We start from the raw sequence: 22,003 nt of genomic DNA on the forward strand, positions 1-22,003 counted from the left end.
CTGAGGAGGGCTACGGGGCGATCTCGAAGGCGGGCGGTCGCAGACCCGCGAGGCATCCCGTGTTCGGCTTCGTCGGAGTGTCGAAGAACGAGCGGGTGATCGTCTGGGCACACGTGGAGTCGGCGAAGACCACATGGGCGACGTACGGGATGGTCACCGCAGTGGACCGGCTCAACGTGCGCGCGGCGTAGGGTCCGTTGCTCGGAGCGGTCTGGGCGTCGAATCCGCCGGACAGCGCGAGGGTCGGGATGTCGCTGCGGGTGACCTCGCGGATCGAGGGTGGGGCGGCGGGAACGTCCCAGGCGCGGCAGTCCGGGTGCATCCAGGCGAGCTGCGGGGCGTTGGCCAGAACCGAGCGCGGGAACGACGGGAACAGGCGCCGCCCCGCTCGCAGTACGTCGGCTTCACTCTCGTACGGTGTCCACTCGCTGCAGAAGACGCCGAAGGCGAGCCCGTGGGAGACCCGTCCGATGGCCTGCGGGCTGAGCTTGCCGCCCGCCCACTGCTCCGCGATCCGCTGCGGGTTGCCATGGGCCAGTTCATCGATGGAGCGCGGTACTCCGGCCGCCAGGTGGCTGGCGGAGGTCAGCCAGTTCACGAGGACTCCGCCGTCCAGGACGACCTTCACCGGCCTTGTGTGGCCCGGGACGGTGACCGAGGTGGTGACCGGTCGGGCCTCGAGTTCACTGACGAGGCGTTCGAAGGTGGCTTCGAGGTGGGGGTAGCGGGCGTTGCAGGCGGCCTGCTCGCGACAGGCACGGAAGATGCCGTCGAAGCCCTCGCGTGCGGCCTTCCAGGTCACGGCTCCGCCGGCCAGCGAGGGCGGCAGCACGCCGTCGATACCGACCGACCGGATGCCCTCGGGGTGCAGGCGCAAGTACTGCAGCGCCAGGTCGGTGCCGTAGGAGATGCCGAACACGTTCCACTGCCTGATGCCCAGTGCGCGGCGCAGACCGTCGTAGTCGGCGGAGCTTTCAGTGCCGTTGTAGGCGCTGAGATCGGCCCCGCGGTTCACCAACTGCTCGCGGCATTTGCGCGTCTCCTGGACGTGCAGGCGTCCGGTGGACGGTGCACCGAACACGAGGTCGAGGGCACGCGCGTTGAACTCATCGACGTTCGGGCAGGTGAGCTGCGGGTCGGCCGAGTAGGTCCCGCGCTGCGACATGAAGATGACGTCGCGGTCGTGGTTCAGGCCGCCGGCGAGGGCCAGCGGGATCTCGGAGACCGCGTCGTCGCCGGGGCCGCCGGCGAGCCACACGATCGGGTCGGGCGCCGGTCCCCGAGTGGCCGCGGGAATGATCGCGACCGCGAGAGTGATCTTGCGGCCCTTGTGCCCCGCCCGGGACCGTTTCTCAGGGACGGTGAGGGTCCCGCAGTGGGCCTGCTTCAGAGCGGGGATCGGATCCGCCGTCCTGGGGCAGGGGCCCGGCGCGAAGTGGGCGTCGCCCACGGTCCGGGCGAGCCTACCGAGCGGTGTCGCGCCACCTGACCCGGCTTGTGCGGGCATCGCGGCCAGACCGGCGACGAGGACACCGGCCGTGGCGCCGGCCAGCGTGGCGGGGAGCCGGCGTGACGGGCGCCGGTGGCGGGACATGCCCAGGGACATCATGTGCTCTCCGGGGTGGGGGTGATGGTGAAGGGTGCCGGTGCGAGGCCTGCCACGCACCGAGTGTCGGGCGCGGTCGGATGCGCGAGGAAGGAGGCAAGGACGTCTTGCGCGCAGGGCGACTGGGGGACGACGAAGTGGCCGATCCCGGGAATCTGCACGGCAGTCGAACGAGCCAGCGTGCGGCCGGTGTACGGCCCCCAGCTCGCCCCGGTCTTCGCGTCGAACGTTCCGGAGATGATCAGCGTCGGCACCTTGCTGAAGGTGGCCTTGCGCTGGATCGCGGTGCGGTCCGGGACGTGCCAGGCGCGGCACAGGTCGTACTCGAAGGGAAGCTGGGGCGCCTGGGCGAGCACCGTGTCCGGCCATCCGGGGAAAGCCCGGCGTCCTGCCGCGAGAAGGTCGGACTTCGTGGAGCCCGGCACCCACTCGGCGCAGGCGACCGAATGCGTCAGTCCGTATGCGAACTCGCCGATGGCGGCCGTCGCACCGGCCGCCTGCACCTGCGCGATGCGCCGCGGATTACCGCGGGCGAGTTCGTCGAGTGCCGCCGGCACGTCGACGGCAGGCAACGCGCCGCCGTCGGCGACCAGGAGGTTCACCAGCGTGCCCCCGTCGAGAACGACCCTGACCGGGTTCCCGTCTCCGGGCGGCGGCACCGTCAGCGTCAAGGGGTGGGCCTCGAGGCGCCGGACCTGCTGCGCGAGCGTGTGCGAAAGGTGCGGGTAGCGACTGTTGCAGCGCGGCTGTGCCTCGCACGCCTCGAAGATCGCCTCAATCCCCTCCCGGGCACTGTCCCAGGTCCACGGCAGGCTCACGATCTGCGGCGGGGCGACCGAGTCGATGGCCACCGAGCGGACGCCCTCAGGGTGCAGGCGCAGATAGGTGAGGGCCAGATCGGTGCCGTAGGAGTATCCGTAGACGTTCCACTTGCTGATCCCCAGCGCCTGACGCAGGGCGGCGAAGTCGGCGGCGTTCTCGGTGGTGTTGTAGGCGCTCAACTCGACACCCCTGGCCGTCAGACGATCCCGGCACTCCTTCGCCGCGCGCACCAGGAGCCGCCCGGTCGAGGGCGCGTCGTACGGCAGCCCCACAGCCTTCGCGTTAAACCGGTCGATCTCCGGGCAGGACAGGTGCGGCTGGGAGTAAGGCCCGCCACGCTGGGTCATGACGATCAGATCGCGGTCCTGGTTCACGTGCGAGGCGACCAGAAAGGGAATGGCCCCGATCGCGTCACCGCCCGGGCCTCCTTCCATGAACACCACCGGGTCCCGGGCCGGCCTCTTCGACGTCGCCGCCACGATGGCGACGGTCAGCCTGATGGTTCGCCCGCCGCCATGGGCTCGGCTCTCGGGCACCTCCAGGACCCCGCACCGCCCGGGGATCGGCTCAGGTGTCTTCGGACAGGGGCCCGGTACGAACCGCGCCGGGCCTCCCGCGCCTCCCCCGGCGATGGGCGCGGGTGCGGCGCTGCCCGGTGTCGGACCGGCGGCACCCAGGAGTGCCAGGCCAGCGGCGGCGAGGGTCACTGCCATGCGTGCGCCCCGAAAGCGGCAGTTCGCGTGCTGGGCCCTCCGCTGCCGCAGCAACCCCCCGCTGTCCCCAACCGACGGCAGACGGCCCGCTGTGTTGCCCTGTTCGCTCATCCGGTGTCGTCACTCCTGCCTACTTGACTCCCGGCGTCCCGTCGTGAAAGACACCGTCCGGCTGCGCCCGCCGCCGCATGATCAGCGCGAGCATGGCCACGAGCGTCAGCCTGTGTTCGACAGGGCAGGCACGCCACCGGTGGACTCCACTCGGAGCAACCCGGCAGGCAACGGCCGCGGGCCCGTCCGAAGCGGTCCGGCTGGGAAGGAGAAACCGCTGGGCAACGAGAGCCGGATGTCGGCCCGATGACAGGGCCTGGCCAGTCGAGGGAGCCATGCTCACGACCTGTGGATCGAGCTCGGGGAGCACGCGAAGGGCGTACCGTCCCGAGTGATTGCTTGTGTCGAACCAGATCTGCGAGTCGTTCCTTGACCAACGGGCACTTGTACCCACGGCGCAACATCGGTTCCTCGACATCGGGTGACGGCCGTGCGTGGCCGCCCGAGGCGGACGCCACAGGGGACGGTCCGCCTCCTGCGTTACTGTCACCGGGCGGATCGCCGCGGCCGCAGCGGCCCGCCGCAGAGCCGTAGTAGACCGAAGAACGCGCGGTCGGGTCACCCCGGCGCGCTGGACTGCACAGGGAGTTCCATGCTGACCAGGCTGTTCGCCGCCCGCCGGCTACGCAGAGCGGCGCGAAGGGTCTTCGGGTGGGACCAACTGCGCCCCGGCCAGCTCATTGGGATGAAGGCGGTCATGGCCCGCCGGGATGCCATCGTGGTCATGCCGACCGGTTCAGGCAAGTCGGCCGTGTATCAGGTGCCGGGCACACTGCTGCCCGGTCCGACGCTCGTGGTGTCTCCGTTGATCGCCCTCCAGCGGGACCAGGTCGCCGGGCTGCTACGGAGAGGTGGCCAGACCGCGGCGGCGATCAACTCGTCGATGAGCCAGACGCAGAACGAGCGGGCTTGGGCGAGCATGAGCAGCGGCGAAGCGCGGTTTCTGTTTCTGGCCCCGGAACAGCTGGCCAAGCAGGAGGTGTTGGAGCGACTGAGCGCACTGAAGCCATCCCTGTTCGTCGTGGACGAGGCACACTGCGTGTCGTCCTGGGGTCACGACTTCCGGCCCGACTACCTCAGGCTTCGGCAGGCCGCGGAGAGCGTCGGGCGCCCTCCGATCCTCGCGCTCACCGCCAGCGCCGCGGCACCGGTGCGCGCCGACATCGTCGAACAGCTGGGCATGCGCAAGGTCCGGGAGGTGGCGGCGGGCTACGACAGGCCCAACATCCGCTTGGAGGTGACCCACTTCCTCGATGACGCAGCCAAACGACGATCGGTGGTGGAGCGGGCGGCCGCCGAGCCCAAGCCGGGCATCGTCTACGCCGCGACGCGCAAGGACGCCGAGACGTACGCCGCGGAGCTGAGCCAACTCGGCCTGGCCGCGGCCGCGTACCACGCGGGAACCCGCTCGTCCGAACGCGCCGCGGTGCACGACCGTTTCCTGGCTGGAGAGCTGGACGTGGTGGTGGCCACCTCGGCGTTCGGTATGGGGATCGACAAACCCGACGTGCGGTTCGTCCTGCACGCTTCGGTGCCCGGCTCGCTCGACGCCTACTACCAGGAGATAGGCCGGGCGGGACGGGACGGTGCGGCGGCCCGGGCGATCCTGCATTACCGCAAAGAGGATCTCGGACTGCAGAAGTTCTTCTCCACCGGCCGTCCGGATCCTGACACGGTCAAGAGGGTCGCCCGCAGTGTGTGGGAGCACAGGACAACGGTGACACCCACAGAGCTCCAGCAGAAGACCGGTCTGTCCGCCGGCAGACTGACCGCGGTGCTCAATCTGCTGGAGCAGGCCGGGGCCGTCACCGTGGAGCGCGGAAAGGTGTCCCGGGTGCCCGGTGTCGATCAGGGAGACGCAGTCGATCAGGCCGTGAGGCGTGGCGCCGCGCACGAGAGACTGGAACGCTCGCGGGTCGAGATGATGCGCGGCCTGGCCGAGACCACCGGCTGCCGGCGGCGATTCCTGCTCGGTTACTTCGGCGAGCAGTTGCACACCCGCTGCGGCAACTGCGACAGGTGCCTGCAGCAAGCGGGTGCCCGGGCCGAAGCCCTTCCAGACCTGCCGCGCCCACGTACCGCCTCGCCCGAAGGCCGCGACCACGCGTTCGCGTCCGGTGCCCGGGTCCGCCACCCCCAGTGGGGGGACGGCGAGGTCCTCAGTGAGGAGGACCACCGGATCACCGTACTGTTCGCCTCGGTCGGCTACCGCACCCTGTCGCTTCCGGTGATCCTGGAGAAGTCCCTGCTCACACCGATCCAGGAGTGACCGACGGCTGCGGGGCTCGCATTCCGTCGGTGCACATTCCATCGCATGCACATCAAGCCCGACATCCGGAGCAGAAGCTTTCGGCTTGACTGTTGCGGGCGGAGAGTCCCGTGAGAACCGGCAGCCTTTCAACGCAGGCTTGCCAGGAACTCCACGAGCCTGCGGAGGCGGGACGGACGGGGACCGGGCTCGGCGGTGCGTTCGTCAACAAGGTGGTAGGCCTGCAGCGCGTTGACGTTGATTGCGTGTGTGCCGCCCCACAGGAAAAGCCGGAACGCCCGGTAGGTCGGCTCCGAGCCGGTTGACCCTGGCCCGTTGCCAGGCGGCGGGGCATGCCCATGGCCATCGACCAATGGACCATCGCCTCGGCGCTGGTGGTGCGCCGCTGGAAGTCACGTGCCGGACGGCGGGTGCGCGTCGAGTGCGGGACCATCTGCCATCTTTGGCATGAAGCTGCCGGTGGCAGCTTGCGGAACAGTCAAGTCGCCGGGCAGTGCGGAAGGTTGTGCTGTCGGGAGCGCCTCCGGTTCGGTGCCGGGCGCCAGATCGAGGCTTATCGGTCAGGCGCCCGGGCTGTCCGAACTGACGATCACTTCTTGACGACGGACTCCACCCAGCTGATGAAGTTCGTCGTCGAGTCACCGGTGCGCTCGGCCTGGGTGTGTCCCTGGGCCCACACGGTGGCGAAGTCGACGTCGCGGATGCCGTAGTTCTGCAGGGCCAGCGCGATGTTGATCTCGGTCGTGTTGGCCGTGTCGCCCTGCATGATGCCGGTGCGGATGCGCCAGTGCCGCGCCACCTGCGACCGGCGGTAGCCGCCGAAGGCGGGCGAGAGGAAGTACAGCGGGTTGTACGCGTCGGCCCGCCAGGCCATGTCCTTGCCGACGCTGTCCTTCTGGGCGAAGTCGCTGTCGTACGCCGAGGCGCCGTAGGCGGAGTCCCAGTCGGAGTACGTGGCGTACGTCGCCTCGTTCGCCTTGATGACGTCACGGGTGAGCGGCGCGAAGTGCGACGGGGCGTTGAGCCCCATCGCGAAGACGCTGTTCTCGCCCTGCCCGCGGGAGTACCCGTCGAACGCGCCGACCGGCTTGTTCCCCGTCTTCTGGCTCTGCACGAAGCCCTCAAGGCCGGACACCGTCACGGTGTTGGTCGTGGAGTCGTACGTGACCCAGGTGCTGCTGGTGTTGAGGTAGGCGATGTAGTCGTCGACCGTCTCGTACGTGGTCGAGGACCCCGTCGAACCCGATCCGGGCGGGCCGCCCTGCGTCGTGATGGTGTACGGGAAGGTGTTGTCGGCCAGGAAGTTGTTCAGCGAGGTGGTGATCACCTCGATCAGGTGGTCGTAGTAGCTGCCGGCCAGGTGGATGCCGCTGCTGGACTCGGTCAGCTTCAGGCGCCTGCCGTGCTCGTCGCGCAGGCCAAGGCGGTTGAGGTACTTGGGCCAGGCCTTCGCGAGGTCCGTCGAGTAGGCGCTGGTCCAGGTGCCGGATGCGCGCGTGGCGGTCGAGGCGAACTGGCCCATGTTCCACTCGTAGGACAGGTTGGCCTCCTGCAGGTTGGTGATCGGGCACCAGGCCATGACGCCGGCGACCGCGTCGCTGAGGGGTCGGCCGTTGGCGTCTTCCATGGCCGCGCCGATCGTGCGCAGGTACGGGTGGTACAGGGGGCTGTCACCGGACGTGCCCGCCACGGTGTCCTGGGCGCCGCCGCCGCTCATGCCGAACAGGACGATGTCGTCCGTGCTGCCGGGCAGGACGTCCTGGTTGTACCGGAGGAAGCGGACCGCGGCCTTGAGGTCGGTCACGCCCCAGGGGGCCGCGTCGGAGCGGGTACTGGTCGAGCTGTCCCGGCCGCGCAGGCCCGGCCACACGTAGATGAGCCCGGCCGCGAGGTACTGCGACACGCTGCTGTAGCTGTAGGACGTGGCCGGCTTCTGCCCGGCGTAGCCGGGGGTGTTGACCGGGATCACGATCGGCGCCGTGCGTCCCGAGTAGGCGCCGACAGTGCCCTTCGGGTTGAGCGTCGCGGTGTACGTGGTGCCGTCGCTGTTCGGGGTGGCCTTCAGATAGGCGCCCGGCACGTAGATCGACAGGTTCTCGTAGTCCGTCGCGGCCGGGTTCGCGACGTACATCTTCCCTATCTGGTAGTACACGTCGTTGGTCGAGTCGTACGACCAGGCCGTGGAGTCGAACTCCAGCGAGTACGCCGAGGACGTACCCGACGAGCTGCTCGACGATGAGGTGCCGGCGAAAGCCGTGCCTGTCCCGCCCTCGGCGATTCCGAACGCGGCCAGGGCTGCGACGCCCGTGGCGCTCCGGATAACCGTTCTGCGGTTGATGTCCACCCGTAGACCTCCTCGTGAAGCGGGTTACGTGGTCACAGCCGTGCCCGCGCACCACCACCCGGGCGACAGCGCGGGCAAGTCAGGCTGTGCGGCTCATACGAGTCCAAGACTGTAGGGCGGGATCATAAGCCGGAGGCCATGATTGTTGACAATTTCGATGATAATTTTGTTAGAAGGCTCGCCGTGCGAGGGTGCCTGCCCGGTATGCCCCGTGGAGGCACACGATCAAGGCCTGTCCACAGAGGGCCGCAAGGGCCACCCCGACGAAATGGGCCACCCGCCCCACAGTCACCGCGCCGACGAACGGCTGCGGCAGAACCCCGCGCAAGACCGCGCCTGACTACGCCCTGATCGCCTTTCGCACCAAGCACCTGCACGTCACGGAGGGCGACTCGTTCAACGCCATCGTCCACGCCGACATCGTGACGGGCACGCGACGCGAGTACGTGCCCGGGCCGGGCCGCTTCGTCACAGATAGCGGCGCTCGGACCGGCCTCCCCCAGCCATGGAGGAAAGGGCGCAGGTCTTCTGGTGTGGGCGCCGGAGGCTCCAGCAGTCCTTGGTTCTGGGTACGGGGTCAATGCGATCGGCATAGGCCCGGGCCCAGGCGATCCAGGGAGCGGTTGCTCCAGCCGCCTCAGGAATGGGGTGAAGGTCTTCGAGTGCGTCGCAGTAGGCGCGGATCGCGGTGGCTTCCTGCCAGGCCTGTACCTGTGCGTGCAGGGCTTCGACTCCCCGCATGACACGGACGCGCACTACTGCGTCAAACGCGATGTCGACTGGAGCGGCTACCGGGTTCATGTCACCGAGTCATGTGATCAGGATCTGCCGCACCTGGTGGTACATGTGGCCACCACCATTGCTCCCGTCCAGGACGGGCAGCTGACCGAGAAGATCCACGACGATCTCGCCACGCGCCGCCTGGCTCCGGCCGAGCACATCGTGGACACCGCCTACCTCTCACCCGCCCACATCGAGCGGGCTCAGCGCGTGCACGGGATCACGCTGCTCGGCCGGTCCTTGCGGACCACAGCCGCCAGGCCACAGCGGATTCGGGCTTCGACAAGGCGGCTTTCCACCATCGACTGGGTCAACGAGCAGGCCATCTGCCCGCGCGGCGCGATGAGTGCGTCCTGGACCAAGCTGAACATCTCCGGTCACACCTACTTTCAGGCCCGCTTCGCCGAAATCGACTGCAGGCCCTGCCCAGGTCGCGCACGGTGCACCTCCTCGACCACTCGCTCCCGCTCGGTCGCGGTGCTGCCGCGGCTGCTGCACGAGATCCAGATGCGCAATCGGCTCGACCAGCAGACCGAGCAGTGGCAACGCCGGTACGCGATCCGCGCCGGCATCGAAGCCACCCTCTCGCAGAACGTCCGCCCACGGCCTACGCAGAGCCCGCTATCGAGGCCTGGCCCGCACCCACGTGCAGCACGTCCTGACAGCCATGGCCCGCAACCACAGCCGCCTCGCAGACTGGAACGACACCGCCCCATCGGCCCGCCGGGCACCCCGCTTCCGAACTCTCTGCACCACAGCCGGATTCGCGATCGCCTGACGCCCGAGATCACCAACAGAGTCACGGCATTGCCTCTCAAGGGGCGCTCTCCTCAGCGCTCGGCGCAGGAGCTGTACGGGCCGCCCTGCCCAGGGGTGCGGGGCCGTTCGGCCCTTACCGGCCGGAGCGCCACGCGACCAGGCTGGTGGTGTGAGTACCGGGCGGAGCCCGTCTTCGAGCCGGTGCCCGAGAAGGATCCATCGGTTGTCGGGAGGCAGCGATGGCGCTGGCAATCCGTACCACCGGACTGGCGAAGTCATTCGGCTCCGCGGTCGCCCTCCGGCCGCTCGATCTCGAGGTCACCGAAGGAGAGGTCCTCGGTTACCTGGGGCCCAACGGCGCCGGGAAGACCACCACGATCCGCTGCCTGCTCGGGCTGATCCGCGCCGACGCGGGACAGGCCGAGATCTTCGGCGTCGACGCCCAGGCCCACCCGGCGCAGGCACACCGACGCGTCGCCTACGTGCCCGGCGAGGCGAACCTCTGGCCGCAACTGACTGGTGCACAGACGCTGCACCTGCTGGGCCGGGTGCAAGGACGGGTCGACGAGCCATACCGGAAGGAGCTGATCGAGCGGTTCAAGCTCGACCCTTCGAAACGTGTGCGCGCGTACTCGAAGGGCAACCGCCAGAAGGTCCTGCTGATCGCCGCGCTGAGCTCCCGGGCCGACCTTCTGATTCTCGACGAGCCGACCAGCGGTCTGGATCCCCTGATGGAGGAGACGTTCCGGGAATGCGTCCGTGAGGCGCGTGACCGCGGGCAGGGGGTCTTCCTCTCCTCGCACATCCTCAGCGAGGTCGAGGCGCTGAGCGACCGGGTGGCGATCCTGCGCGCCGGTGAACTGGTCGAGGTGGGGACTCTCGCGGAGATGCGGCACTTGTCCGCATTGTCGATCGATGCCGATTTCGACACCGCGCCCCCGGACCTGTCGAAGATCCCGGGAGTCACCGCCGTGGCCGTCGAGGGCAACAAGGTCCGCTGCCAGGTGGTCGGCTCGGTCGAGCCGCTGCTCGGGGTGCTCGCCGCGTCCGGCGTGCACCAGCTGCTCAGCCGCGAGCCTTCGCTGGAGGAGCTCTTCCTTGCCCACTACGGCCGGGAACCCGCGGCACGGTCCGGTGAGTCCCGTGCGGCTTGAAACCGGATTCTGGGCCCACCCGGGGACCGTCCGGCGCACGGGCCCCGGCGAGCGCAGAGCTGCCCGCACCGTGGCGGTGCTGACCGCCAGGCGCGCGGCGCGGTCGGCCGCCGTGTGGGGTGCCCTGTTTGGTGTGCTGATCCTGAACGAGGCGCTCAGCTGGCGGCGGAACTTCCCCACGGCCTCCTCGCGAGAGAAGTTCGCCCACACCCTCGGCGCCAACAACGGCCTGGCCGCGATCATCGGCCCCGCCCGGCAGGTGGACACCATCGGCGGGTTCGTGGCGTGGCGCCTGTTCGGGCTGCTGATCATCGTCGGCGCCATCTGGGGGCTGCTCGCCGCCACCCGTCTGCTGCGGCGGGAAGAGGACACCGGACGCTGGGAGCTGCTCCTGGCCGGCCGCACCTCGCGACGTCAGGCGACGGCCCAGGCTCTGGCCGGAATCGGGGCCGGATGGTTCGTGCTGTGGGGACTGACCTCCGCCTTCACGGTCGTCGCGGGGCTCAACCGCAAGGTCGGCTTCACCGTCTCGGCATCGCTGTTCTACGCGACCGCGACCACCGTCGGCGCCGCCATGTTCCTCGCCGTGGGCGCACTCGCCAGTCAGCTCGCCCCGACCCGCCGTCAGGCCAACGGCCTGGCCGCCCTCGTCTTCGCCGCCTGCTACCTGATCCGCATGATCGCCGACGCCGGCACGGGGCAGTCCTGGCTGCGCTGGGCGAGCCCGCTCGGCTGGATCGAGAACCTCCGGCCGCTCACCGGCTCGCAAGCCCTCGCCCTTCTTCCCATCCTCCTGCTCACCGCCGGGGCCACCTGGGCGGCGATCGCGCTCGCCGGACGCCGCGACATCGGAGCGGCCGTACTGACCCGCTCCCGGCCGCCGAGGGCGGGCACCCGGTTCCTCGGCGGCGCCGGCGTCCTCGCCGTCCACCTGGAACGCTGGGCCGTGCTCTCGTGGACGGCAGGCCTCGGAGCGCTCGCGCTGGTCTTCGGCGTGGTCGCCCGATCCGCCGCGTCCGGGGAAGTCGCCGTCGGCTCGATCGAGCAGCAGCTGGGCAATCTCGGTGCACACCCCGGCGGCCCCGAGGCGGCGTGGATCGGATACGAGTTCCTCTACATCGCCGCCCTTCTCGCCTTCGCGGCGGCCGGTCAGATATCCGCCCTGCGCGGTGAGGAGGCCGACGGCCATCTGGACCACCTCCTCGCCCGCCGTGTCACCAGGACGGCCTGGCTGGCCGAGCGGCTCGGCTTCGCCGTGGTCTTCGTATTCGTTGCCGGCCTCGCCACCGCCGTCGGCGGCTGGCTCGGCCTAGCCTCCCGCCACAGCGAGGTCGACTTCCCCGCGATGCTCCAGGCCGGTCTCAACACCGCGATCCCGGCTCTGTTCGTGCTCGGTCTGGGAGCCCTGTTGTACGGGTTGGTCCCGCGGCTCGCCATGCCGGTCCTCTACGGCCTGGTCCTGTGGTCGTTCCTCATCGAGATCATCGGATCGAGCATCTCCAGCAACCACTGGCTGCTGGACACGGCCGTGCTCACGCACCTCGGCCCTGTCCCCGCCGCGGATCTGAACTGGACCGCCATCACTGCGCTCACCGGGATGGGCGTGCTCGCAGCGGCGGCCGGCCTCACCGCGTTCCGCCGACGCGACCTGATGGCCGCTTGAGGGTCAGGCCTCGCCCGCCCGCTTGACCCCGGACAGTCAGCCCGGCAGGTCGACCTCGGCACGGACGGTCTTCAGGCAAGGAGAACCACAACGACTGGCCGCGCAGCTACAGCAGCTTCCGCAACGACATGGCCAAGGCAGCCGGAGTCGGCGCAGCCAGGATCCGCTGCCACAACAACACCTGGTCCTACCTGGAAGAGGCCGTCCCCCGGGATGAACACCCGGGCGGCGGCGACGACCTCCGCCCGCCGGCGGAGGAAGAGATCGTGACCGAGAAGGACGGCATGGTCACCGTGCCGTTGTCCGGTACCAGCCTCGCGGCCGTACTCAGCTGGTGCTGCCGCACCACCGCGGGTGGACCGCGGACCCGTACCTTGCCCAGCACAGGGATGAACTGCGGGCTGTCCGCGGCCTGGCCCGCGGTCAGCACGAACGCCGGCGGGCGGCACGTGCGGTCGGCGGCGAGGTGGACCTTGCTGGTCTGCCCGCCCCTGGAGCGTCCCAGGAGGGCGGCCTTCAGGCGGAGGTCTGCGTCGGCGCCGGGTGCGTCGGCGCCCCTCCCGCTCGGGATCTGCTTCGGCGTCCTGCCCGTTTCGTCCTTCGGAGCCCCCCCCCTTTGGCTTGTCCTTCTCCTCCTCGGCGGCAGCCTTCTCCAGCGCGGTGAGGACGTCCTGGTCCAGGTGCATCCCGGCTGTGTCGTGGTGAGCGCGCGCGGTGGTGGAGGCGATGCTCACCAGGGACAGGTTCACCTCACCCCGCTTCGCCGCTTCCGCGATCAGGCCCTCCAGCAGGGCCTCGAAGACACCGGCGTCACGCCACTGCCGGAAGCGGTTGTGGACAGTCGACCAGGCACTGAACTCCTGCGGCATCTCCCGCCACTGCCCGCCCGTCTTGGCGCGCCAGATCACCCCCTCGAACTGCTGCCGCAACCGCTCGGGATACGGGCCGTACTCGCCGATCGGCAGATACGGCTCGATGAACTCCCGTTCCGCACCCGTCGGTTGCCCTCGCGTCACGCAAGACGATCTACCGGAGGCACTCGGTAGCGCCAACACCGATGTAAAGCAATCTTGACATCATGTCGCGGCTGCTTGACACTCGCTGGTGTCAGGTCCATTCACATGGGGAGCCGGTAGTGGCATTCGAAGAGAAACGGGCCTGGATCCTGGCCCTGGTCACGATCACGTCGTACGCCGCGTACCTGGCGGTCGTCCTCGGTCGGGGCGGACACGCGCCCCTCGCTCACACGCCTTATGCGGCAGCGCTGTTGTGGACGGTCGGGGCCTCAATCGCCGCGTCGATCGCGCTGAACGTCATCGTGTCGACCGTGTCGCCCGAGGGTGCGCACACCAAGGACCAGCGCGACGGGGAGATCCACCGCTTCGGCTCGTACATCGGCCAGTCGTTCCTGGTCATCGGCGGGGTAGCCGGGCTCGTCCTGGCGATGGCCCGCGCCGACCAGTTCTGGATCGCCAACGCGATCTACCTGGCGTTCGTCCTGTCCGCGCTGCTCGCATCCGGGGTGAAGATCGTCGCCTACCGGTTCGGCCTGCACCCATGGTGAGGCAGACCAGGGTCACCAACGCGATCCGGGCCCTGCGGTTCGCCCACGGCGAGATGACCCAGGCCGAACTCGCCCGCCGCATCGGCGTGACCCGCCAGACCGTCATCGCCATCGAGCAGGGCCGCTACTCGCCCTCGCTGGAGATGGCCTTCCAGATCGCCCGGGTGTTCGCCGTTCCGCTCCAAGATGTCTTCCAGTACCCCGAATCCGAGACAGAGGCGCCATGAAGGCCATCGTCCACAACAGGTACGGACCGCCCGAAGTCCTGCGCCTCGAGGAGGTCGCCAAGCCGGCGCCGCCCGGCAGCGGCGAGGTGCTGCTGCGCGTCCATGCCTCCGCAGTCGATCAGGGCGTGTGGCACGTCACGGCCGGGCTGCCGTACCTGATCCGCGCCACGCCCTACGGCCTGCGCGGGTCGAAGCCCCGCGTGCGGGGCATGGACGTGGCGGGTGTCGTCGAGACCGTCGGCCCGGGGGTGAGCCGCTTCCGGCCCGGCGACGAGGTGTACGGCACCTGCGACGGAGCATTCGCCGAGTACGCGTGCGCCAAGCAGGACCGGCTCGCGCCGAAGCCGTCGGGCCTGGACTTCGCGGCGGTGGCTGCGATCCCCGTGTCCGGATGTACCGCCCTGCAGGCCCTGCGGGACGCCGGACGCGTGCGGGCCGAGCAGCGCGTCCTGGTCATCGGCGCGTCCGGCGGGGTGGGCAGCTTCGCCGTCCAGCTCGCCAAGGCCTTCGGCGCGCACGTCACCGGCGTCTGCAGCACGGCCGGTACGGACATGGTCCGCTCCCTCGGCGCGCACGAGGTCATCGACTACACCCGCGAGGACCCGACGGACGGCACCCGCCGCTACGACCTCGTCCTCGATATCGCCGGAAACCGGCCGCTGCACCGGCTCCGCCGCGCCCTCACCCCACGCGGAACCCTCGTCATCGTCGGCGGCGAGGGCGGCGGCAAGTGGACCGGCGGCATCGGCCGCACACTGCGGGCGCTGACGCTGTCGCCGTTCGTCGGCCAACGGCTGCTGGGGCTCGTCTCCACACAGAAGCACGACGATCTTCGGCTCCTCGCGGACCTGGTCGAGGCCGGCTCCGTGAAACCCGTCGTCCACCGGACGTACCCGCTGGCCGACGTCCCCGAGGCCATCCGGTATCTGAGGGGCGGTCAGGCCCGCGGCAAGATCACCATCCGCGTGTGAGGAACGCCTCCAGCGGGCCCGGCTGTCCGGTTCAGCCCCAGCTGGGGGCCGGCGGCAGCGGTCAGGCGGGCGGATCGGGCAGCGGACGGTCTGCCGTGAGCTCGGCGGCGGTCGTACGGCCGCTCAGCCGGCCGGTGTTTCCGGCGCCCACCACGGTGGGTCCGATCGGAGGCACGGCCCAGAACCGACCGAGATCGACGGCCTCGACTCAGGCGACCGGGAAGCGACCGCAAGGCCTGGTGAGGCATCGCCACCCGGTACGACACGACCGGAAAGCTACCTCTCCAACCTCCACCTGCGCGCCTCGATGATCTGGATCAAAGACCTCACCGGCACCGCGGGGGCCTGTACTTCAATAAGTGCTCGGTAGAGGAGCGTTGGTGGGTGTCTGGGATATGGCCCCGTGTCCGTCAGACCGCGTCGCCGCCCGTGCCCTACGGGCCAAGTTCGAGCAGATCCTGCCGCACTTCGACGAGCGCCGCCGTCGGCTGTACCTGGCCAGCGAGGCCACCTCCATTGGGGCTGCGTTGTCCAAGGCGGGAGTGACGGCGTCGGGTGTTGTAGCGGTTGAGCCAGCCGAACGCGTCGAGGCGGGCATCGCGTTCGCTGTACCAGGTCTTGCGGCCCTGGAGCGTCTCGCGTTTGAACGTCGCGTTGAAGGAGTCGGCGAGTGCGTTGTCCGCGCTGGAGCCGATCGCGCTCATGGACTGGCGGACGCCGGCTATGCGGCAGGCGTCGGCGAAGGCCCGGCTGGTGTACTGCCTGGACTCAAGTGGTCGTCGCAACACCGGCTTGTTCGATCAACATTGGCTGCTGGTCGAGGGCTTCGGCTGGGGTCTTCCAGCCGAGGGTTTTGCGGGGCGGTTGTTGAGTGCGAGGGCGACGGCCTCAAGGACGCCGGCCTGCCATCGGGACAGATCGGTTCCCGTGGGGAAATACTGGCGGAGGAGTCCGTTGGTGTTCTCGTTGGTGCCTCGCTGCCAGGGACTGTGCGGGTCGGCGAAAGTAGACCTACAGCCCGGTGTCGATGCGGAGTTGGGCATGCTGGGCCAGCTCTGTGCCGCGGTCCCAGGTCAGTGTCCGGCGCAGGTTCTCGGGCAGTGTGGTGATCGTGGCGGCGATCGCATCCTTCACAGCCTCGGCGCCGCGGCCGGCCAGGGCCGGACCGTTCTTCGTCCGCGGTTCGACGCCGAAGCCGTCCATTCGGGGCAGGTGGAGCAGCATCGTGAACCTGGTCTTGCGCTCCACCACGTAGTCGAGGTTCCACCGCCAGGCCTGCTGGACCAGGATCCGGCGAGGTAGGTGCCGTGGCACGGCTTGCCCGTGTTGTTGCCGAGCCGCTCCGCACCCCGCCAGTAGCGTGAAGCCAAGCGACTCGACTCCACTCAACTCGGGACAGTCCGCGGACTCTACAGAACGCGGGACAGCTCATGGTGCTGTGTGAGCGGTGGTGGCTACTGCCGCACAGCTGTGTCGTAGCGACACTACGGAAGACATGCGCATTGCCCTCCACTGCCGTGGCTGAAATCTGACATGTGTGGTGTTCGGTCGTGGTCAGTGCACAGACCTGGTCTCCGCTGCGATCAGAGCCCCAGGTGTCCTCGACGATGGTCACTGGCCTCGGCCAGATAATGAATGACGTCAACCATTTGCCCGTATATGTACTTGTTGTACCTCTATGTAGTGACTAGCGTTCGGTGCGTAGAGAACGGCTGTGGGATCCGACTCTCGTGACCACTGGCCCCGAAGCGAGGTGTGGTGCGTGTGGACGTGAGGTCCGGCTTTCGGCCCCTTCCTGTCTGGGGGCGTCCCAAGGGAAGGAGGCGACGGCTGCGGGCACTTGCCGTGCTGCCTCTACTGGCGTCGACGCTCGCCGCATGCGGCAGCGGCGAGGGGTCCGGCCGCCCCACCTTGAACTGGTACAACTTCCCCGACGACTCCGGCGCGCTCCAGAAGGCGGCCGATCGGTGCAGCCAGGCGTCCCACGGCCGCTACAGGATCAGCTACAACAAGCTCCCACGTGCCGCCGACGGCCAGCGCCAGCAACTCGTCCGCAGGCTCGCGGCCCACGACAACACGCTCGACATCCTGGGCCTGGACGTCACCTGGGCGGCGGAATTCGCCGAGGCGCGCTGGATCCGCGCGTGGACGGGCGCGGCGAAGCGGCGGGCCACCGAGGGCACCCTGCGTGTACCGCTGCAGACCTCGACCTGGAAGAACAAGCTGTACGCGGTCCCGTACAACACCAACACCCAGCTCCTGTGGTACCGCAAGGACCTGGTGCCCACCCCGCCCAAGACCTGGGCCGAGATGCTGGACATGGCCCGTATCCTCGCCCGGCAGGGCAAGCCGCACTATGTGGAGATCCAGGGTGCGCAGTACGAGGGCCTGACCGTCTGGTTCAACACGCTGATCAACAGCGCGGGCGGTTCCATCCTCAACCCGTCGGCGACGAAGCCCTCCCTCGGTCCGCCCGCCGTGCGGGCCGCCGGGATCATGCGCGAGCTCGCGCACTCTCCGGCCGCGGACCCCTCCCTGTCCAACCAGATGGAGGACCCGAACCGTCTTGCGATGGAGTCCGGGGTTGCCGCCTTCGAACTCAACTACCCGTTCGTCTATCCGTCGATGAAGGCCAACAATCCGGCACTGTTCAAGAACTTCCGCTGGGCGCCGTACCCCAGGTTCGATGCCAACCGCCCGGCACGGCCGACCATCGGCGGCATCGACCTGGCCGTGAGCGCCTACTCCCGCCACCCCGGACTGGCCTTCGAGGCGGCCCTGTGTCTACGCAACAGGGAGAACCAGCTCACCGCCGCGATCGTCGGCGGTCTGCCGCCCACCCTCCGTGGCCTGTACGACGAGCCGCCGTTCGTCAAGGCGTATCCGTTCGCCAAGGAGGTGCTGGCTTCCCTGGAATCGGCGAGCGTGCGCCCGCTCACCCCCGCCTACCAGAACGTGTCGATCGCCGTCTCCCACAGTCTGTCCCCGCCCTCCGGTATCAAGCCCGTGAGTTCGGTCCGCACCATCAGGGACCAGATCGACGATGCTCTGCAATCCAAGGGAGTGATCCCGTGAACCACCACCCCCTCGGCCGGCGCGCCCGAGTGCTGGTCTCGTCGTCAGGCGGTCCCCGATGAGTATGCAGGCGGAACCGGCCGGATCCCCACCGCCTCCTGAGGCGAAGCAGGCCAGGCAGGACCGGGCGGCGCTCTCGGCCGGCGCGAGGCAGGAGCGGCGGCTGGGCTGGCTGCTCTGCTCGCCGGCCGTGGTCGTCATGCTGGCCGTGACCGCGTATCCGATCGGATACGCCGTCTACCTGTCGCTGCAGCGGTACGACCTGCGCTTCCCAGCACAGGCGAAGTTCGTGGGCCTGAGCAACTACGGTGCGGTCCTGTCCTCCCCCTTCTGGTGGGAGGCATTCTGGGTGACGCTGTTCGTCACCGGCGTGTCCGTGGCCATCGAACTGGTCCTCGGAATGGGGCTCGCCTTGGTGATGCACCGCACGATCTTCGGCCGCGGCTCCGTACGCACCGCGGTCCTCATCCCCTACGGCATCGTCACCGTCGTCGCCGCCTTCTCCTGGCAGTACGCCTGGACGCCGCAACTCGGTTACCTCGCGGGGCTGCTGCCCAGCGGATCGGCCCCGCTGACCCACCAGTGGTCCGCGCTGTGGCTGATCGTGCTCGCCGAGGTGTGGAAGACGACCCCTTTCATGGCCCTTCTACTCCTCGCCGGTCTCGCGCTGGTCCCCGAGGAAACCCTGAAGGCGGCCATGGTGGACGGCGCCACCGCCCGGCAGCGGTTCTTCAAGGTCGTGCTGCCGCTGATGAAACCGGCCATCCTGGTGGCGCTGCTCTTCCGCACGCTGGACGCGTTCCGGATCTTCGACAACATCTACATCCTGACCTCGGGCGCGCACGAGACGGGCTCCGTGTCGATCCTCGGTTACGACAACCTGTTCACCGCGCTGAACCTGGGCATCGGTTCGACGATCTCGGTCCTGATCTTCATCGCGGTCGGGATCATCGCCTTCGCCTTCGTCAAACTCTTCGGCGCGGCCGCACCTGGCGCGGAGGTGAAGCGCTGATGGCCGCCGTGGGAAGGACGCACGCCACCCGCTGGAGTGTCATCAACGTGGTGGTGGTGCTGTACGCCCTGTTTCCGGTGTGGTGGATCGCCGCGCTGTCGTTCAAGGCGCCCAGCACCCTCACCGATGGCAACTACATCCCCAGGCAGTGGACCTGGGAGAACTACCGGGGCATCTTCAAGACCTCCGAATTCACCCGCGCGCTGATCAACTCGATCGGTATCGCCCTGATCTCCACGGTCATCGCGGTGGTGTTGGGCACCATGGCCGCCTACGCGGTGGCCAGGCTCCGGTTCCCCGGCAAGCGGGTCCTCATCGGCATGTCGCTGCTGATCGCCATGTTCCCCCCGATCTCCCTGGTGTCCCCGTTGTTCAACATCGAGCGCATCGTGGGGATCTTCGACACGTGGGTGGGGCTGATCATCCCGTACATGACCTTCTCCCTGCCGCTGGCGATCTACACCCTGTCGGCGTTCTTCCGGGAGATCCCATGGGACCTGGAGAAGGCCGCCAAGGTGGACGGGGCCACACCCGCGCAGGCCTTCCGGCTGGTCATCGCTCCGCTGGCCGCGCCGGGCGTGTTCACCACGGCCATCCTCGTCTTCATCTTCTGCTGGAACGACTTCCTGTTCGCCATCTCGCTGACCTCCACCCGGGCCGCGCGCACGGTACCGGCCGCGATCGCGTTCTTCACCGGCAGTTCGCAGTTCCAGCAGCCCACCGGGTCCATCGCCGCCGCCGCTGTCGTGATCACCATTCCGATCATCATTTTCGTTCTGCTCTTCCAGCGGCGGATCGTCGCCGGACTGACCTCCGGGGCGGTCAAGGGGTGACCGGGCCGACCGCGGCAGGCAGGCCGCTGGTGGGCCACACCGATCGCGACACCCGGACCCGGAAGGCATGAAGGCAAGGAGGCACCATCATGGCCGAGATCACCCTAGAGGGAATCACGAAGCGTTTTCCTGACGGATCCCTCGCCGTGAAGGACGTGGATCTCGACATCGCCGACGGCGAGTTCGTGATCCTGGTCGGTCCTTCCGGTTGCGGCAAGTCCACCACCCTGAACATGATCGCCGGACTCGAAGACATCACCGAAGGCACCCTGCGCATCGGTGACCAGGTGGTCAACCAACTCGCTCCCAAGGAGCGCGACGTCGCCATGGTGTTCCAGAGCTACGCGCTGTACCCGCACATGAGCGTGCGCGAGAACATGGGCTTCCCGCTGCGACTGGCGAAGGTGGACAAGACCACCGTCAACTCCAAGGTGGAGGAGGCCGCCCGGATTCTCGACCTCACAGTGCACCTGGACCGCAAACCCGCGAATCTCTCCGGTGGCCAGCGTCAGCGGGTGGCCATGGGCCGGGCGATCGTCCGCGATCCCAAGGCGTTCCTGATGGACGAGCCGCTGTCCAACCTGGACGCGAAACTCCGGGTGCAGATGCGCACCCAGATCTCCCGCCTGCAACGGCGCCTCGGCACCACCACCGTGTACGTCACCCACGACCAGACCGAGGCGATGACCCTCGGCGACCGGGTCGTCGTGATGCGGCAGGGCCTGGTCCAGCAGATCGGCACACCCGCACAGCTCTACGACCTGCCGCGCAACCTCTTCGTCGCGGGCTTCATCGGCTCGCCGGCGATGAACTTCCTCAACGCCACCCTGGACGGCGGCCTGTTGCGCTCGCCCCTGGGCGATCTGCCCCTCGATGACCGTACGAGGCAGGCACTGGAGCGGCAGAACGCGCCCCGCGAGGTCATCGTCGGCCTGCGGCCCGAGGCCTTCGAGGACGCTGCCCTGTCGACTCGACCAAGCCGGGGCGGCCCTGTCTTCACCGCCACCGTGGACGTACTGGAGTCGCTGGGCTCCGACGCGTACGTGTACTTCACCGCGGAGGGCGGATCCGCGACTACTACGGAACTGGAGGAACTGGCGGCTGACTCGGGTCTGCGAGACACGGGCGCGGAGGTCCAGCAGATCGTGGCCCGCCTGGACGCCGCCACGCGCGCCCGGGAGGGCGCTCCGGTGGAGTTGCTGGTCGACATGGCCAAGGCGCACGTGTTCGACCCGGCGACCGGAGCGAACCTCACCCATCCCGAGAGCGGAGCTTGACGATGCCGCGCGGCCGGACGGTTGCGCCATGTCTTGAGGGCCGCCGGGGTGGTGGTCATGTCGGTCAGGGAGGCGCCGTACGAATCCCTGGCCGGCTGCCGACGGCTGATCTCCGTCGGTACCCGGCAACGCTCCCGGTCGTCTACGCCGACGACTGTCGGTAGGGTCGCACCGCGCGGCGGGCTATGGCGAAGCGGTGGGTCTCCGACGGTCCGTCATAGATGCGGAACGGCCGCGCTTCTCTCAACAGTCGCGCCAGCGGGGCGTCGGCGGCCGAGACATCGAGCGCTCCGCAGATCTGCACGGCCCGGTCGACCACCCGGTTGACCGCCTCCGCCACGAAGGTCCTGGACACCGAGGTGAGTTGCGAGGCTGCGGCGGAACGGGTGTCCAACTCCCAAGCGGTACGCAGGATCAGGGCACGGCTCGCCTCGATGTCGATCTCGGAGTCGGCCAGCATCTGCTGGACCATGCCGAGGTCTCCCAGCGCCGAGCCGAGCGCCGTCCTGCTTCCTGCCCGTTCCAGCGCGACGTCCTGTGCCCGGCGGACCGCTCCCAGCCAGCGCATGCAGTGCGTCAACCGGGCGGGACCGAGCCCCGGACCTCGGCGCCCTCGAAGCCACGGTCCAGCGTGCCGAGCACCTGCTCTTCGCCCACCACGCAGTTCTCGAAGAGGATCTCGCTGTGCCCCGCGAAGAGTTACTCGTCCAGAGTCTCGATGTTCCGGACGATGCGCATGCCGGGAGTGCCGGCGTCGACCAGGAACATGGTGGCGCCGCCCGGGTCGCCGGGGCTGCCGGAGGTCCGGGCCATGACGATGGTG

General features: G+C 68.9%; 14 protein-coding genes and 5 pseudogenes. 11 read left to right on the forward strand and 8 right to left on the reverse strand.

Features of this window, described 5'->3' with window-relative positions:
• Positions 1–10 precede the first annotated feature (10 nt).
• Positions 11–1,609, reverse strand: coding sequence for an alpha/beta fold hydrolase (locus ACWC09_RS36210; RefSeq protein WP_450855266.1), 1,599 nt, complete (start codon positions 1,607–1,609; stop codon positions 11–13).
• Positions 1,606–3,141, reverse strand: coding sequence for an alpha/beta fold hydrolase (locus ACWC09_RS36215; RefSeq protein ID WP_450855268.1), 1,536 nt, complete (start codon positions 3,139–3,141; stop codon positions 1,606–1,608). Before ACWC09_RS36215 ends, ACWC09_RS36210 begins: the two co-directional genes overlap by 4 nt.
• Positions 3,142–3,844: 703 nt before the next feature.
• Here ACWC09_RS36215 and ACWC09_RS36220 point away from each other — a divergent pair.
• Positions 3,845–5,521: a RecQ family ATP-dependent DNA helicase gene (locus ACWC09_RS36220; protein WP_450855269.1), complete on the forward strand. Its 1,677-nt coding sequence runs from the start codon at positions 3,845–3,847 to the stop codon at positions 5,519–5,521.
• 589 nt (positions 5,522–6,110) lie between these two features.
• Here the strand turns inward: ACWC09_RS36220 and ACWC09_RS36225 are convergent.
• Positions 6,111–7,865: an esterase gene (locus ACWC09_RS36225; protein ID WP_450855271.1), complete on the reverse strand. Its 1,755-nt coding sequence runs from the start codon at positions 7,863–7,865 to the stop codon at positions 6,111–6,113.
• Positions 7,866–8,675: 810 nt separating this feature from the next.
• Complete coding sequence (locus ACWC09_RS36230; protein WP_450855295.1) at positions 8,676–8,804, reverse strand: hypothetical protein; 129 nt, start codon at positions 8,802–8,804, stop codon at positions 8,676–8,678.
• 51 nt (positions 8,805–8,855) lie between these two features.
• Between ACWC09_RS36230 and ACWC09_RS36235 the strand changes: the two are divergent.
• From ACWC09_RS36235 to ACWC09_RS36245, 3 genes and pseudogenes are all read left to right on the forward strand, one after another.
• Positions 8,856–9,233, forward strand: a pseudogene (locus ACWC09_RS36235) (transposase); the annotation flags it as partial.
• Positions 9,234–9,643: 410 nt separating this feature from the next.
• A complete protein-coding gene (locus ACWC09_RS36240) occupies positions 9,644–10,558 on the forward strand; it encodes an ABC transporter ATP-binding protein (RefSeq protein ID WP_450855273.1) in 915 nt (304 codons plus the stop codon).
• A complete protein-coding gene (locus ACWC09_RS36245) occupies positions 10,548–12,221 on the forward strand; it encodes an ABC transporter permease subunit (protein ID WP_450855275.1) in 1,674 nt (557 codons plus the stop codon). Before ACWC09_RS36240 ends, ACWC09_RS36245 begins: the two co-directional genes overlap by 11 nt.
• 316 nt (positions 12,222–12,537) lie before the next feature.
• On the opposite strand, the pseudogene ACWC09_RS36250 reads toward ACWC09_RS36245, so the two are convergent.
• A pseudogene (locus tag ACWC09_RS36250) lies at positions 12,538–13,237 on the reverse strand (transposase); the annotation flags it as partial.
• A gap of 119 nt (positions 13,238–13,356) precedes the next feature.
• Here ACWC09_RS36250 and ACWC09_RS36255 point away from each other — a divergent pair.
• From ACWC09_RS36255 to ACWC09_RS36265, 3 genes are read left to right on the forward strand one after another with little or no spacing between them, the layout of a single operon-like run.
• The gene (locus ACWC09_RS36255) at positions 13,357–13,785 is read left to right on the forward strand and encodes a hypothetical protein (RefSeq protein ID WP_450855277.1); all 429 of its coding nucleotides are present in this window, start codon (positions 13,357–13,359) and stop codon (positions 13,783–13,785) included.
• Positions 13,779–14,012, forward strand: coding sequence for a helix-turn-helix transcriptional regulator (locus ACWC09_RS36260; protein ID WP_450855278.1), 234 nt, complete (start codon positions 13,779–13,781; stop codon positions 14,010–14,012). Before ACWC09_RS36255 ends, ACWC09_RS36260 begins: the two co-directional genes overlap by 7 nt.
• Positions 14,009–14,983: an NAD(P)-dependent alcohol dehydrogenase gene (locus ACWC09_RS36265; RefSeq protein WP_450855280.1), complete on the forward strand. Its 975-nt coding sequence runs from the start codon at positions 14,009–14,011 to the stop codon at positions 14,981–14,983. The genes ACWC09_RS36260 and ACWC09_RS36265 overlap by 4 nt, the downstream gene beginning before the upstream one ends.
• 518 nt (positions 14,984–15,501) lie before the next feature.
• On the opposite strand, the pseudogene ACWC09_RS36270 reads toward ACWC09_RS36265, so the two are convergent.
• Positions 15,502–15,744, reverse strand: a pseudogene (locus tag ACWC09_RS36270) (integrase core domain-containing protein); the annotation flags it as partial.
• Positions 15,745–15,751: 7 nt separating this feature from the next.
• Positions 15,752–16,234 (reverse strand): annotated as a pseudogene (locus ACWC09_RS36275) (IS30 family transposase); the annotation flags it as partial.
• Positions 16,235–16,828: 594 nt separating this feature from the next.
• On the opposite strand from ACWC09_RS36275, the gene ACWC09_RS36280 reads away from it, so the two are divergent.
• The 4 genes from ACWC09_RS36280 to ACWC09_RS36295 all read left to right on the forward strand — a co-directional run bounded on the left by ACWC09_RS36280 (position 16,829) and on the right by ACWC09_RS36295 (position 21,180).
• Positions 16,829–18,058: an ABC transporter substrate-binding protein gene (locus ACWC09_RS36280; RefSeq protein WP_450855282.1), complete on the forward strand. Its 1,230-nt coding sequence runs from the start codon at positions 16,829–16,831 to the stop codon at positions 18,056–18,058.
• A gap of 58 nt (positions 18,059–18,116) precedes the next feature.
• Positions 18,117–19,070 (forward strand): carbohydrate ABC transporter permease, encoded by a 954-nt coding sequence (locus tag ACWC09_RS36285; RefSeq protein ID WP_450855284.1) that lies wholly within the window; start codon positions 18,117–18,119, stop codon positions 19,068–19,070.
• Positions 19,070–19,903, forward strand: a complete 834-nt coding sequence (locus ACWC09_RS36290) for a carbohydrate ABC transporter permease (protein WP_450855286.1) — start codon at positions 19,070–19,072, stop codon at positions 19,901–19,903. Before ACWC09_RS36285 ends, ACWC09_RS36290 begins: the two co-directional genes overlap by 1 nt.
• A gap of 89 nt (positions 19,904–19,992) precedes the next feature.
• Positions 19,993–21,180: an ABC transporter ATP-binding protein gene (locus tag ACWC09_RS36295; protein ID WP_450855287.1), complete on the forward strand. Its 1,188-nt coding sequence runs from the start codon at positions 19,993–19,995 to the stop codon at positions 21,178–21,180.
• Positions 21,181–21,322: 142 nt separating this feature from the next.
• On the opposite strand, the pseudogene ACWC09_RS36300 reads toward ACWC09_RS36295, so the two are convergent.
• Positions 21,323–22,003 (reverse strand): annotated as a pseudogene (locus ACWC09_RS36300) (acyl-CoA dehydrogenase family protein); the annotation flags it as partial.

It is taken from the genome of Streptomyces sp. NPDC001617 (assembly GCF_053596855.1).